Origin of the sequence: Pseudomonas sp. SB113 (assembly GCF_040754745.1) — a bacterium.
Lineage (GTDB): Bacteria > Pseudomonadota > Gammaproteobacteria > Pseudomonadales > Pseudomonadaceae > Aquipseudomonas > Aquipseudomonas grimontii.
In genome coordinates this window covers 283,256-297,151 of the sequence record NZ_JBFMHW010000005.1, presented here as the reverse complement: position 1 = coordinate 297,151, position 13,896 = coordinate 283,256, and the positions used below count along the sequence as shown (strand labels likewise).

The 13,896-nt window shown below is 56.3% G+C and carries 11 protein-coding genes; 7 read left to right on the top strand and 4 right to left on the bottom strand.

Annotated features, from left to right (window positions below; translation table 11 throughout):
* Positions 1 to 52: 52 nt before the first annotated feature.
* From gyrB to dnaA, 4 genes are read right to left on the bottom strand one after another with little or no spacing between them, the layout of a single operon-like run.
* Positions 53 to 2,470, bottom strand: a complete 2,418-nt coding sequence (gyrB, locus tag AB1462_RS09465; RefSeq protein WP_090401320.1) for a DNA topoisomerase (ATP-hydrolyzing) subunit B — start codon at positions 2,468 to 2,470, stop codon at positions 53 to 55.
* Between the two features lie 4 nt (positions 2,471 to 2,474).
* Positions 2,475 to 3,578, bottom strand: a complete 1,104-nt coding sequence (recF, locus tag AB1462_RS09460; protein ID WP_367246625.1) for a DNA replication/repair protein RecF — start codon at positions 3,576 to 3,578, stop codon at positions 2,475 to 2,477.
* Positions 3,579 to 3,598: 20 nt separating this feature from the next.
* Positions 3,599 to 4,702, bottom strand: a complete 1,104-nt coding sequence (dnaN, locus tag AB1462_RS09455; protein ID WP_065926810.1) for a DNA polymerase III subunit beta — start codon at positions 4,700 to 4,702, stop codon at positions 3,599 to 3,601.
* A 38-nt stretch (positions 4,703 to 4,740) separates the two neighbouring features.
* Complete coding sequence (gene dnaA / locus AB1462_RS09450; RefSeq protein WP_090401321.1) at positions 4,741 to 6,261, bottom strand: chromosomal replication initiator protein DnaA; 1,521 nt, start codon at positions 6,259 to 6,261, stop codon at positions 4,741 to 4,743.
* A 585-nt stretch (positions 6,262 to 6,846) separates the two neighbouring features.
* Between dnaA and rpmH the strand changes: the two genes are divergently transcribed.
* The 7 genes from rpmH to rsmG all read left to right on the top strand — a co-directional run bounded on the left by rpmH (position 6,847) and on the right by rsmG (position 13,881).
* Positions 6,847 to 6,981 (top strand): 50S ribosomal protein L34, encoded by a 135-nt coding sequence (rpmH, locus tag AB1462_RS09445; protein ID WP_003213577.1) that lies wholly within the window; start codon positions 6,847 to 6,849, stop codon positions 6,979 to 6,981.
* Positions 6,982 to 6,997: 16 nt separating this feature from the next.
* Positions 6,998 to 7,402: a ribonuclease P protein component gene (gene rnpA / locus AB1462_RS09440; protein ID WP_367246641.1), complete on the top strand. Its 405-nt coding sequence runs from the start codon at positions 6,998 to 7,000 to the stop codon at positions 7,400 to 7,402.
* Positions 7,395 to 7,640 carry a membrane protein insertion efficiency factor YidD gene (gene yidD, locus AB1462_RS09435; protein WP_010207715.1) on the top strand — a complete coding sequence of 82 codons (246 nt, stop codon included), beginning with the start codon at positions 7,395 to 7,397 and terminating at the stop codon, positions 7,638 to 7,640. The genes rnpA and yidD overlap by 8 nt, the downstream gene beginning before the upstream one ends.
* A gap of 2 nt (positions 7,641 to 7,642) precedes the next feature.
* Entirely contained in the window at positions 7,643 to 9,346 is a 1,704-nt protein-coding gene (gene yidC, locus AB1462_RS09430) for a membrane protein insertase YidC (protein ID WP_090401322.1), read from the top strand.
* Positions 9,347 to 9,424: 78 nt separating this feature from the next.
* Positions 9,425 to 10,795, top strand: a complete 1,371-nt coding sequence (gene mnmE / locus AB1462_RS09425) for a tRNA uridine-5-carboxymethylaminomethyl(34) synthesis GTPase MnmE (RefSeq protein WP_367246624.1) — start codon at positions 9,425 to 9,427, stop codon at positions 10,793 to 10,795.
* A 552-nt stretch (positions 10,796 to 11,347) separates the two neighbouring features.
* On the top strand, positions 11,348 to 13,240 hold the full coding sequence (mnmG, locus tag AB1462_RS09420) for a tRNA uridine-5-carboxymethylaminomethyl(34) synthesis enzyme MnmG (RefSeq protein WP_090401324.1): 1,893 nt from the start codon (positions 11,348 to 11,350) through the stop codon (positions 13,238 to 13,240).
* Positions 13,237 to 13,881 carry a 16S rRNA (guanine(527)-N(7))-methyltransferase RsmG gene (gene rsmG, locus AB1462_RS09415; RefSeq protein ID WP_090401325.1) on the top strand — a complete coding sequence of 215 codons (645 nt, stop codon included), beginning with the start codon at positions 13,237 to 13,239 and terminating at the stop codon, positions 13,879 to 13,881. The genes mnmG and rsmG overlap by 4 nt, the downstream gene beginning before the upstream one ends.
* Positions 13,882 to 13,896: the final 15 nt, after the last annotated feature.

Genomic DNA, 13,896 nt, shown 5'->3' with positions numbered 1-13,896 from the left:
AAGGCCAACGCATAGCGTTGGCCTTTTTTATTTTTGGGGTGTCGCGTCTGGATCAGAAGTCCAGGTTCGACACAGCCAGGGCATTGCTCTCGATGAAGTCACGACGAGGTTCGACCGCATCACCCATCAGGGTGTTGAAGATCTGGTCCGCGCCAATGGCGTCTTCGATTGTCACGCGCAGCATACGGCGTTGCGCTGGGTCCATGGTGGTTTCCCACAGCTGATCCGGGTTCATTTCGCCCAGACCTTTGTATCGCTGGATGGTGTGACGCTTGGTGCTTTCCGCCATCAACCAGTCCAGGGCTTCCTTGAACTCCCTGACCGCTTTCTTACGCTCGCCACGTTGAATGTAAGCACCATCGTCCAGCAGGGTGCTCAGTTGCGCGCCGAGGGTCACAACGGTCTTGTAGTCGTTGCTGCCGAAGAAGTCGCGGTTGAAGGTGACGTAGTTCGACAGGCCGTGGGAGATCAGTTCGACCTCTGGCAGCCAGACGTTACGCTCACGGTCTTCACGCAGGCTGGCTTTGTACACCAGGCCGGATTTTTCGACAGTACGCAGGCGTACTTCGTACTGCGCCAGCCATTCCTGCATGTGTGCGTGGTCGCCCAACTGCTCCAGGCTTACGGACGGCAGGTAGATAAAGTGCTCGGTCAGCTCCTGTGGGTACAGGCGCGACAGGCGCTTGAGGGTCTTCATCACCATGCGGAAGTCGTTTACCAGACGCTCCAGTGCCTCGCCGGAGATCCCCGGTGCTTCATCATTCAAGTGCAGGCTGGCATCTTCCAGGGCCGACTGCGTCATGTACTCTTCCATGGCGTCGTCGTCTTTGATGTATTGCTCTTGCTTGCCTTTCTTCACTTTGTACAACGGCGGCTGGGCGATGTAGATGTAGCCGCGCTCGATCAACTCAGGCAACTGACGGAAGAAGAAGGTCAGCAGCAGGGTGCGGATGTGCGAACCGTCGACGTCAGCATCGGTCATGATGATGATGTTGTGATAGCGCAGCTTGTCGATGTTGTACTCGTCACGGCCAATACCGCAGCCCAGCGCCGTGATCAAGGTGCCGACTTCCTGGGAGGAAATCATCTTGTCGAAGCGAGCCTTCTCGACGTTGAGGATCTTACCCTTCAACGGCAGGATGGCCTGGGTGCGACGGTTACGACCCTGCTTGGCGGAACCGCCAGCAGAGTCACCTTCCACCAGGTACAGTTCGGAGAGGGCAGGGTCCTTCTCCTGGCAGTCAGCCAGTTTGCCTGGTAAGCCGGCGATATCCAGCGCGCCTTTACGGCGAGTCATCTCACGAGCCTTACGCGCCGCTTCACGGGCACGCGCGGCGTCGATCATCTTGCCGACAACCAACTTGGCTTCGTTCGGGTTTTCCAGCAGGAAGTCGGAGAAGTACTTACCCATCTCCTGTTCAACCGCAGTTTTCACTTCGGAAGACACCAGCTTATCTTTGGTCTGGGAGCTGAATTTTGGGTCCGGCACTTTCACCGAAATAATCGCGGTCAGACCTTCACGCGCATCATCGCCGGTGGTGGCGACTTTATGCTTCTTCGCCAGGCCTTCGGCTTCGATGTAGGTGTTCAGGTTACGCGTCAGCGCGGAACGGAAACCCACCAAGTGAGTACCACCGTCACGCTGTGGAATGTTGTTGGTGAAGCACAACAGGTTCTCGTTGAAGCTGTCGTTCCATTGCAGGGCGATTTCCACGCCAATGCCGTCTTCACGCTGGATGTTGAAGTGGAATACCTGGTTGACCGCAGTCTTGTTGGTGTTCAGGTATTCAACGAATGCACGCAAGCCGCCTTCGTATTTGAACAGTTCTTCCTTGCCGCTGCGCTCATCCTTGAGGACGATGCCAACACCGGAGTTGAGGAAGGACAGTTCACGGATCCGCTTGGCCAGGATGTCCCAGCTGAAGTGGATGTTCTTGAAGGTATCAGCCGATGGCTTGAAATGGATCTGGGTACCGGTGCTTTCACTGTCGCCAACGATTTTCATCGGCTCCTGTGGCACACCGTGGACGTAGGTCTGCTCCCAGATCTTGCCACTGCGGCGAACGGTCAGGATCAACTCTTCGGACAGAGCGTTCACCACCGACACACCCACACCGTGCAAACCACCGGAGACTTTATAGGAGTTATCGTCGAACTTACCGCCGGCGTGGAGCACGGTCATGATGACCTCTGCCGCCGAAACGCCTTCTTCTTTGTGCACATCTACCGGGATGCCACGACCGTTGTCGCGCACAGTAATGGATTCGTCCGGATGGATGATGATGCTGATGTCGTCGCAGTGACCGGCCAGAGCTTCGTCGATGGAGTTATCGACCACCTCGAACACCATGTGGTGCAGACCGCTACCGTCATCAGTGTCGCCAATGTACATACCGGGACGTTTGCGTACGGCATCCAAACCTTTCAGCACTTTAATGCTGGTCGAGTCGTACGTGTTTTCTTCGCTCATGCCTTCACTCCCGATGGTCGTGGGTCTGGGTGATACGGCCTTGTTCCACGTGGAACAAAGCGACTGGCGTTTCCATCTGCCAGCCTTCCCTCAATAATTCGTGGTCTACACAGGTGATAAACACCTGGCAGCGTAAGTCTTCCAACAAGCGGCATAACGCACGGCGGTGTTGCTCGTCGAGTTCGGACGGCAAGTCATCCACCAGATAAATACACTGACCACGTCGGGCTTGGCTAACCAGATGCCCCTGGGCGATACGCAGTGCACACACCACCAACTTCTGCTGGCCGCGGGACAAGATATCCGCAGCATTGTGTGCGCCTAATCTAAGACGCAAATCAGCCCGTTGGGGTCCGGCCTGGGTGTGGCCAATTTGCTGATCCCGTTGCAGGGACGTCGCGAGCACTGCACTCAGCTCACGTTCTTTATCCCAACCACGGTAGTAACTCAGCGTCAGCCCCTCGAGATCCAACAACTCACTCAAGGTCTGCTCAAAGACTGGTTTCAGGGCTTTGATATAGGCGCGGCGGTATTCATCTATTTCATCGCTGGCCAGGCACAATTCCCGGTCCCAGGCCGCTTGCGAAGCGGCGTCAAGTGTACCATGCCGCAGCCATGAGTTCCGCTGCCGCAGGGCCTTCTGCAGGCGCTGCCAAGTGGCCATGAATCGCGGTTCCACGTGGAACACTCCCCAGTCGAGGAACTGCCTACGGATTTTTGGCGCGCCTTCCAGCAAGCGGAAGCTGTCAGGGTTGATCAGTTGCAATGGCAGGATCTCTGCCAGTTGCGCAGCACTGCGAGCATTTTGCCCGTCGATGCGAATCTGGAACTCACCGCCGCGATCACGAGAAATCCCCAGGCTGCTGTGCCCACCTTCTGCCAGTTCGACCTGGCCAAATACTGTGCAGGCCAGTTGTTCGTACTGAATCACCGGCAACAAGCGGGCACTGCGAAAGGAACGGGCAAGCCCTAGCAGGTGGATGGCTTCCAGCACGCTGGTTTTGCCACTGCCGTTGGCGCCGTGGAGGATATTGATGCGGGGGGAGGGAGAGAAGGTCACCGGGTGCAGATTGCGCACCGCGGTGACCGAGACGCGACTAAGGGACATCTAGCTTCTGCTGAGCATGATTACAGGCGCATCGGCATAACAACGTAAGCCGAGTCGTCATTATCGGATTCCTGCACCAGGGCGCTGCTGTTGGAGTCCGACAAGATCAGGCGAACTTGTTCGGTGGTCATCACACCCAGCACGTCCAGCAAGTAGCTCACGTTGAAGCCGATTTCCAAAGTGCCGCCGTTGTAGTCGACGCCCACTTCCTCTTCCGCTTCTTCCTGCTCCGGGTTATTAGCCTGGATTTTCAACTGACCATTGGCCAGTTGCAGACGAATACCACGGTACTTCTCGTTGGACAGAATCGCAGTACGGCTGAACGCTTCACGCAGGGCCTGACGATCACCGATCACCAACTTGTCGCCGCCTTTAGGCAGGACACGCTCGTAATCCGGGAACTTGCCGTCAACCAGCTTGGAGGTGAAGGTGAATTCGCCGGTGGTCGCGCGGATATGGTGCTGACCCAGCACGATGCTGACATTGCCATCTGGCTCGGTGAGCAGGCGCGCCAATTCCAGAATACCTTTACGCGGCACGATGACCTGATGACGGTCAGGTTGACCGATATCGGCGCGCATCGAGCACATCGCCAGACGGTGACCGTCGGTGGCCACGGCGCGGATGATGCCCTCCGACACTTCCAGCAACATGCCATTGAGATAGTAACGCACGTCCTGCTGGGCCATGGCGAAGCTGGTGCGCTCGATAAGACGGCGCAGTTTGCTTTGCTCAAGGCTGCAAGTCAGTGAGCCTGGGCCTTCTTCCACAGTCGGGAAATCATTGGCCGGCAAAGTAGACAGCGTGAAACGACTGCGACCCGCCTTGACCACCAACTTCTGCTCATCAACCTTAATGTCGATCAGCGCGTCGTTAGGCAGGCTTTTGCAGATGTCCATAAGCTTGCGCGCAGGCACTGTGATCTCGCCAGGTTCAGCCGGCTCTTCCAGTTGCACGCGACCGACCAGCTCGACTTCCAGGTCGGTACCGGTCAAGGACAATTGCTGGCCTTCGACCACCAGCAATACGTTGGAGAGCACCGGCAAGGTCTGTCGGCGCTCGACGACGCCTGCGACCAGTTGCAGGGGTTTCAACAGGGCTTCGCGTTGAATGGTGAAATGCATGGTCTAGTCCCTTGCCTTAATAAGCTGCGCTGGTGTCATCAAGTAGTCAGTGTACGCAGCAGGTTCTTGTAGTCCTCGCGAATATCCGCGTCGGATTCCTTAAGTTCGTTGATCTTACGGCACGCGTGCAAGACCGTGGTGTGGTCGCGACCGCCAAACACATCACCGATTTCCGGCAGGCTATGGTTGGTCAACTCCTTGGAGAGTGCCATGGCGACCTGGCGAGGACGAGCCACCGAGCGCGAACGACGCTTGGACAGCAAGTCGGAAATCTTGATCTTGTAGTACTCGGCCACGGTGCGCTGGATGTTATCCACACTCACCAGTTTGTCCTGCAATGCCAGCAAGTCTTTCAGGGATTCACGAATCAGCTCGATGGTGATATCGCGGCCCATGAAGTGAGAGTGAGCGATGACACGCTTGAGCGCACCTTCCAACTCGCGCACGTTGGAGCGAATGCGTTGAGCGATGAAAAACGCAGCATCATGGGGCAGATCGACTTTCGCCTGATCGGCCTTTTTCATCAGGATCGCAACGCGGGTTTCCAGCTCCGGCGGCTCTACCGCAACGGTAAGGCCCCAACCAAAGCGCGACTTCAGGCGTTCTTCCAGGCCTTCGATTTCCTTCGGGTAACGGTCACTGGTCAGGATGACCTGCTGGCCGCCTTCGAGCAGGGCGTTGAAGGTGTGGAAAAACTCTTCCTGGGAACGCTCCTTGCGCGCGAAGAATTGAATGTCATCGATCAGCAATGCATCAACGGAGCGGTAGAACCGCTTGAACTCGTTGATCGCATTGAGCTGAAGGGCCTTGACCATGTCAGCCACGAAGCGCTCCGAGTGCAGGTACACAACCTTGGCATTCGGGTTCTTCTTTAATAGGTGGTTACCCACAGCGTGCATCAAGTGGGTCTTACCCAAGCCAACGCCGCCATAAAGGAAGAGCGGGTTGTAACCGTGCTTGGGGTTATCGGCGACCTGCCAGGCGGCAGCGCGGGCCAGCTGGTTGGATTTACCTTCGACGAAGTTCTCAAAGGTGAACGTGCGATTCAGGTAGCTGGTGTGCTTGAGCGCACCTTCAACCTGAACCGTGCGCTGCTCGGCGCGGACTGGAGCCTGCTGGGAACTGGCACCCGCCATCGGGTCGAAGCTGTCGCGGGACGGCTCTTCATTTACAGGCGCGCTTTTCTGCGACGAGGATTTCGAAGGCGTCTGGGCAACCGGCGCTGGCGAGTTATTAACAGGTGCCGCAGCGGCCTGAGCCTGCGAGGCACTTGCAGCGAGCGGAGCATTCGGTGCAGCCCGAGGTGCCGAGCTGCGTTTACTGCCTATTAATAAGGAAAGCACGGGCGCGAGGCCGTTACCGTGTTCATCGAGCAATTCGAGAACGCGGCTCAGGTACTTCTCGTTGACCCAGTCGAGAACAAAACGATTGGGTGCATAGACACGCAACTCGTCGCCTTCGGCTTCGACCTGTAGCGGGCGGATCCAGGTGTTGAATTGCTGGGCAGGCAGCTCATCGCGCAAAAGCTCCACGCACTGCTGCCAAAGTTCCACTGACACGGATATCCCCTAAGTTGAAAGCCGGTGAGGCAAAAACAGCCGCCATTGTAGCGGCCAGCAGCCCACTTATCCACATGTAGGTTGCTCACAGGCCAGCCAAAATCAATGCCTTAACTGCAAAAAATGCGACAGATGGTCTGTGCATAAGGTCTGTGGATAAGCGGGCCTGAGCTCGTTGTACAAGTGGGGTCGAAAGTCTGTGGGTAACTGGCCTGTGTATAACATGCCATTCCACACACAGCTTATCCGACAGCGCAGCACAGGCAGAGCACCGTTTCTCCCCCGTGTTGTCATCCTCTGTACAGCACGTGGAATATGGCCTTAATGCAGTTATCCACAGAGGATGGCCTGCCTAGCTTTTATAAGCTTTACAGAAAAGCTTTAAATAACTTCCTTCTTTATTTTTATATCTATGGCATTGCTCATGGAAGCAGAACGGAAAGCAAAGGTCTGGAGGCCCGTAAAGATCTAATTGAAGGAAAAGCTGGTTGGAAATTGACCTAGAGGCTTGCTTTCTCTAGAATCGCCGGTCTCTTAAAACGGGGGCCATTCCGGCCCGTTGTGGACGAACCAGGTAACAACGCCATGAAACGTACTTTCCAACCAAGCACCATCAAACGCGCCCGTACCCACGGCTTCCGTGCTCGCATGGCTACCAAGAACGGCCGTGCTGTCCTGTCGCGTCGCCGCGCCAAAGGTCGTGCGCGTCTGGCAGTTTGATAATCCGGTACTGGTGGTGAGTCAGGACTTCAGTCGGGAAAAGCGTCTGCTAACCCCCCGGCACTTCAAGGCAGTCTTTGACTCCCCCACCGGCAAGGTTCCGGGGAAAAATCTCCTGCTCCTTGCGCGTAACAACGATCTTGATCACCCCCGTCTCGGGTTGGTGATCGGCAAGAAGAGCGTAAAGCTCTCCGTTGAGCGCAATCGCCTCAAGCGTCTGATGCGCGAATCGTTTCGCCTCCACCAGGACACTCTGGTTGGTTGGGATATTGTTATCGTCGCGCGCAAAGGCTTGGGGGATGTAGAAAACCCCGAATTGATTCAGCATTTCAGCAAGCTCTGGAAACGTCTGGCGCGTACCAACAAACCAGCACCAGCAGTCAGCACCGAAACTGTAGGGGTAGACAGCACCGATGCGTAAACTGGCACTCGTTCCGATCCAGTTTTATCGCTATGCCATTAGTCCTCTGATGGCCAGCCACTGTCGTTTCTACCCCAGTTGTTCCTGCTACGCGTTAGAGGCCATAGAAAATCATGGTCTTCTGCGCGGTGGCTGGCTGACCTTTCGTCGTTTAGGTCGCTGTCATCCGTGGAATCCCGGTGGTTATGACCCGGTTCCACCTATCCCTACCTCCCGTTCTTCTTCGATGGCCGAGTAATCATGGATATTAAACGCACGATCCTGATCGTCGCCCTGGCAATCGTGTCCTACGTCATGGTCCTTAAATGGAACCAGGACTATGGTCAAGCTGCCCTGCCGACTCAGAATGTTGCTGCCAATGCTGTTCCAGCGGGACTTCCCGATACAGTAAGTGGCACCAATACTGCCGCCAGTGATGACATTCCACGCGCAGCGGGCGAAACAAAAGCACCTGCCGAAGTTGCAGTTGCCGCAAGCACCGACCTCATCCAGATCAAGACGGATGTATTGGACCTGGCTATCGACCCGCAAGGTGGCGATGTTGCCAAACTGACACTTCCGCTGTATCCGCGTCGTCAGGATCACCCGGAAATTCCATTCCAGTTGTTCGATAACGGTGGTGAACGTGTCTACCAGGCACAAAGTGGCCTGATCGGCACCAACGGCCCTGATGCGAGCGCTACCGGTCGTCCGATTTTCTCTGCGGAGAAGAAGAGCTATCAGCTGGCAGATGGCCAAGACCAACTGGTCGTGGACTTGAAGTTCAGCAAGGACGGCGTCAACTACATCAAGCGCTTCACACTCAAGCGCGGCCTGTACGACATCGTTGTTACCTATCTGATCGACAACCAGAGTGCTCAGCCTTGGACCGGTGCAATGTTTGCACAGCTCAAGCGTGACGCCAGCTCCGATCCATCGTCCAGCACTGCGACCGGTACCGCGACTTACCTGGGCGCGGCCCTGTGGACAAGTTCGGAACCGTATAAAAAAGTATCCATGAAAGACATGGATAAAGTGGCCGAAGACAAAACCAAGGCACCAATCACCTACAACGTGAACGGTGGTTGGGTAGCCTGGCTGCAACACTACTTTGTGACCGCATGGATTCCTCAGCCTGGCCAGAACAATGCAGTCCTGGCGCGCAAGGACAGCAAAGGCAACTACATCATTGGCTACACCGGCCCGGCATTGACCGTCGCTCCAGGTGCCAAGGCTGAAACCAGCGCTACCCTGTACGCCGGCCCGAAAAGCCAAGCCGTGCTGAAAGAGTTATCCCCAGGTCTGGAACTGACTGTGGATTACGGCATCCTGTGGTTCATTGCCCAGCCGATCTTCTGGCTGCTGCAACATATCCACAGCATCGTCGGCAACTGGGGCTTCTCGATCATCTTCCTGACGATGCTGATCAAGGGGATCTTCTTCCCACTGTCGGCCGCCAGCTACAAGTCGATGGCGCGCATGCGTGCGGTGGCCCCTAAACTGGCCGCGCTGAAAGAACAACATGGCGATGACCGGCAGAAAATGTCGCAGGCCATGATGGAGCTGTACAAGAAAGAGAAGATCAACCCGCTGGGTGGATGCTTGCCGATTCTGGTGCAGATGCCGGTATTCCTGTCGCTTTACTGGGTACTCCTGGAAAGCGTGGAAATGCGCCAGGCACCGTTCATGCTGTGGATAACTGACCTGTCGATCAAGGACCCGTTCTTTATCCTGCCGATCATCATGGGCGCGACCATGTTTATCCAGCAGCGCCTGAACCCGACACCGCCGGATCCGATGCAGGCCAAAGTGATGAAAATGATGCCAATCATCTTCACCTTCTTCTTCCTGTGGTTCCCAGCTGGACTGGTTCTGTACTGGGTGGTCAACAACGTGTTGTCGATCTCTCAACAGTGGTACATCACACGTAAAATCGAAGCGGCTACCAAAAAAGCCGAGGCGTAATTTACTCTGTGGATAACCACTCAAGACGCCCCCTAGTGGGGCGTTTTGCTTTCCGTCACTTTATTCTGGAACCTGCTGATGAGCGCTCCTCGTGAAACCATCGCTGCTGTCGCCACCGCTCAGGGTCGCGGCGGTGTCGGTATCGTTCGTATTTCCGGGCCGCTCGCCGGCATTGCCGCGAAGGCCATCAGCGGGCGGGAGTTGAAGCCGCGCTATGCCCACTACGGCCCATTCCTGGGCTCTGATGAAGAAGTATTGGACGAAGGCCTCGCCCTGTATTTCCCTGGACCAAACTCCTTCACGGGTGAAGACGTGCTGGAATTGCAGGGTCATGGTGGCCCAATCGTTCTGGATATGTTGCTGCAGCGCTGCCTGCAACTGGGTTGCCGCCTGGCCCGTCCTGGAGAATTCAGTGAGCGGGCATTCCTTAACGACAAGCTCGACCTGGCACAGGCTGAAGCGATTGCCGACTTGATCGAGGCGAGTTCGGCACAAGCTGCGCGTAATGCATTGCGCTCTTTGCAAGGCGCTTTTTCCCTGCGTGTGCATAACTTGACCGAACAGTTGATCAGCCTGCGCATCTATGTCGAGGCAGCGATTGATTTTCCTGAAGAGGAAATCGACTTCCTTGCCGATGGCCATGTATTGGCGATGCTGGATAAAGTCCGCGATGAATTATCCACAGTCCTGCGTGAAGCGGGGCAGGGCGCGTTGCTGCGCGACGGCATGACGGTGGTGATCGCTGGGCGGCCCAATGCCGGCAAATCCAGCCTGCTCAACGCCCTGGCGGGTCGAGAAGCGGCCATCGTCACCGAGATTGCCGGTACTACCCGGGATATTTTGCGCGAACATATCCACATTGATGGCATGCCGTTGCACGTGGTCGACACCGCGGGTTTACGCGACACCGACGACCAGGTGGAAAAGATCGGCGTCGAGCGGGCGCTCAAGGCTATCAGTGAGGCGGACCGCGTGTTGCTGGTGGTAGATGCCACGGCGCCGGAAGCCGTAGATCCATTTGCACTGTGGCCGGAATTCCTTGAACAGCGGCCAGACCCCTCGAAAGTCACCTTGATCCGGAATAAGGCTGACCTGACCGGTGAAGCCATTGCCATGGAAACCAGCGAGGATGGCCATGTCACCATCAGCCTGAGTGCGAAATCGGCTGGTGATGGGCTGGAGTTGCTGCGCGACCACCTCAAGGCCTGCATGGGTTACGAGCAGACGTCGGAAAGCAGCTTCAGTGCACGTCGCAGGCACCTGGAGGCGCTGCGTCACGCCAGTGCGGCGTTGGAGCACGGTCGGGCTCAATTGACCTTGGCGGGGGCTGGTGAGCTGTTGGCTGAGGACTTGCGTCAGGCGCAGCAGCTGTTGGGAGAAATCACCGGTGCATTCAGCTCGGATGATCTGCTGGGACGGATATTCTCCAGCTTCTGTATCGGTAAATAGACCTCTGATATTTACAGACAGGCCATTCGTGCCTGTCTGCCCTGCCCGTTTCAAGGCACCACATTCCCTTTTCTGAATAACCACCGAGACAGTGGCGGCTTTCCCGTGGGCGCTATTTGCCCCGGCGGCCCCTTTTCTGTGGATTAAGCCCTGTGAATAACCGCCCCTGTGCCCAGTTGATAACAGGGCTTGGAACCTGAGCAAAAACCCATCTGTGGATAACCACCTGTTTAATCCACAGGCTTAAAGCACTTATCCAAGGGCCTCATGGCTACATGACCACAGACTTTTGAATCGCTGTACACATTGTAAATAAAGGCCTGTAGAGATCTATCCACAGAAATCATGCTCAGTAGAAATAAACATAAAAACAAAGATTTAATAACTTTCTCTCTTTTAATTTCTATTGTCTGTGATTCATCCACAGCTGGTTAAATTTTGTGCAAAGGGTTCTTTAGGAAGGGCGAAGTCCCTATACTTGCCGCCAAAGCTTTAAAACCAGCTCAACCAATCAATTCCTAATTACCTACATAAGCAGGCACGAGGTGCGTGGTGGATTTCCCTTCCCGTTTTGAAGTGATCGTCATCGGCGGCGGTCATGCCGGTACCGAGGCAGCACTGGCGTCAGCACGCATGGGTGTAAAAACCCTGTTGTTGACGCATAACGTGGAAACCCTCGGTGCCATGAGTTGCAACCCCGCCATTGGTGGGATCGGCAAAAGCCATCTGGTCAAGGAAATCGATGCCCTGGGTGGCGTGATGGCCATGGCTACCGACAAGGGTGGTATTCAATTTCGCGTGCTCAACAGCCGCAAAGGCCCGGCCGTGCGCGCCACTCGGGCCCAGGCAGACCGCATCCTGTACAAAGCTGCGGTCCGCGAAACCCTGGAAAACCAACCCAACCTGTGGATATTTCAACAAGCTGCCGATGACTTGATCGTCGAACAGGACGTCGTTCGCGGTGTTGTTACGCAAATGGGCCTGCGTTTCTTCGCAGAATCCGTAGTGTTGACCACCGGTACTTTCCTCGGCGGACTTATCCACATCGGTATGCAGAACTATTCGGGTGGTCGTGCCGGTGATCCGCCGTCGATTGCCTTGGCAAAACGCCTGCGTGAATTGCCGCTGCGCGTCGGTCGCCTGAAAACCGGGACCCCGCCGCGCATCGACGGGCGTTCTGTGGATTTTTCAGTGATGACCGAACAAGCCGGCGATACGCCGATTCCGGTGATGTCGTTCATGGGTTCCAAGGAGCAACACCCCAAACAGGTGAGCTGCTGGATTACACACACCAACGCCCGCACTCACGAAATCATTGCCGCGAACCTCGACCGTTCGCCGATGTACTCCGGGGTGATCGAAGGGATTGGCCCGCGTTACTGCCCGTCGATCGAAGACAAGATCCACCGCTTTGCCGACAAGGAAAGCCACCAGGTCTTCATCGAGCCCGAAGGCCTGACCACCCACGAGCTTTACCCGAATGGGATTTCCACCTCCCTGCCGTTCGACGTGCAGATCCAGATCGTGCAATCGATTCGCGGCATGGAAAACGCACACATCGTGCGTCCTGGCTACGCCATCGAATACGACTACTTCGATCCGCGTGACCTGAAGTACAGCCTGGAAACCAAAGTGATCGGCGGTCTGTTCTTCGCTGGCCAAATCAACGGCACCACCGGTTACGAAGAAGCCGGCGCCCAAGGTTTGCTGGCCGGGACCAACGCCGCATTGCGTGCACAGGGCAAAGACAGCTGGTGCCCGCGTCGCGATGAAGCGTATATCGGCGTGTTGGTCGATGACCTGATTACCCTGGGAACCCAGGAACCGTATCGGATGTTCACTTCTCGAGCGGAATATCGCCTGATCCTGCGCGAAGACAACGCCGACCTGCGCCTGACCGAAAAAGGTCGTGAACTGGGCCTGGTCGACGATGCCCGTTGGGCCGCCTTCTGCAAAAAACGCGAAAGCATCGAGCTCGAAGAGCAACGCCTGAAAAGTACCTGGGTTCGCCCGGGGACCGAGCAGGGCGACGCGATTGCCGAAAAATTCGGCACGCCGCTGACTCATGAGTACAACTTGCTGAACCTGCTGTCCCGTCCGGAAATCGACTACGCTGGTCTGGTCGAAGTGACCGGCGGCGGCGCAGATGATCCACAGGTTGCCGAGCAGGTCGAAATCAAGACCAAGTACGCTGGTTACATTGACCGCCAGCAGGACGAGATCGCTCGCCTGCGCGCCAGTGAAGACACCAAGCTGCCTGTTGATATCGACTACACCGGCATTTCCGGGTTGTCGAAAGAAATCCAAAGCAAGCTGGGGATAACTCGCCCCGAAACACTCGGCCAGGCCTCACGTATCCCCGGCGTCACCCCGGCAGCCATTTCGCTGTTGATGATTCACTTGAAAAAACGCGGCGCGGGCCGTCAGTTGGAGCAAAGCGCTTGAGTTCGTTGGTCACCTCGCAACACGCCGAAGAGTTATCCACAGGTGCGCGCCAATTGGGTGTGGACTTGACCGCAGCCCAGCACGAGTTGCTGTTGGGTTACCTGGCCCTGTTAATCAAATGGAACAAGGCTTACAACCTGACGGCCGTGCGTGATCCTGACGAAATGGTTTCCCGTCACTTGCTCGACAGTCTGAGCGTGATGCCATTTATCGAAAACGGCCGCTGGCTCGATGTGGGCAGTGGTGGCGGTATGCCTGGCATTCCACTGGCTATCCTGTTTCCCGAGTCGCAAGTGACCTGCCTGGACAGCAACGGCAAGAAAACTCGTTTCCTCACCCAGGTCAAACTTGAGCTCAAGCTGGATAACCTGCAAGTTATCCACAGTCGCGTCGAAGCCTTTACGCCTGAACAGCCCTTCAACGGAATTGTTTCCCGGGCGTTCAGCAGCATGGAGAACTTCAGCAACTGGACCCGTCACCTGGGCGATCGCGACACCCGCTGGCTGGCAATGAAGGGCGTCCATCCAAGCGATGAGCTGTTAGCATTGCCGGCAGACTTCCACCTCGATAGCGAACACGCCTTGGCCGTACCCGGTTGCCAAGGCCAACGCCATCTGCTGATACTGCGCCGCACGGCATGATTGGGAACACAAGCA

Coding starts and splice junctions, on each gene's coding strand:
- gyrB (WP_090401320.1), bottom strand. CDS start 2,470: ATGAGCGAAGAAAACACGTACGACTCGACCAGCATTAAAGTGCTGAAA.
- recF (WP_367246625.1), bottom strand. CDS start 3,578: ATGTCCCTTAGTCGCGTCTCGGTCACCGCGGTGCGCAATCTGCACCCG.
- dnaN (WP_065926810.1), bottom strand. CDS start 4,702: ATGCATTTCACCATTCAACGCGAAGCCCTGTTGAAACCCCTGCAACTG.
- rpmH (WP_003213577.1), top strand. CDS start 6,847: ATGAAACGTACTTTCCAACCAAGCACCATCAAACGCGCCCGTACCCAC.
- yidD (WP_010207715.1), top strand. CDS start 7,395: ATGCGTAAACTGGCACTCGTTCCGATCCAGTTTTATCGCTATGCCATT.
- yidC (WP_090401322.1), top strand. CDS start 7,643: ATGGATATTAAACGCACGATCCTGATCGTCGCCCTGGCAATCGTGTCC.
- mnmE (WP_367246624.1), top strand. CDS start 9,425: ATGAGCGCTCCTCGTGAAACCATCGCTGCTGTCGCCACCGCTCAGGGT.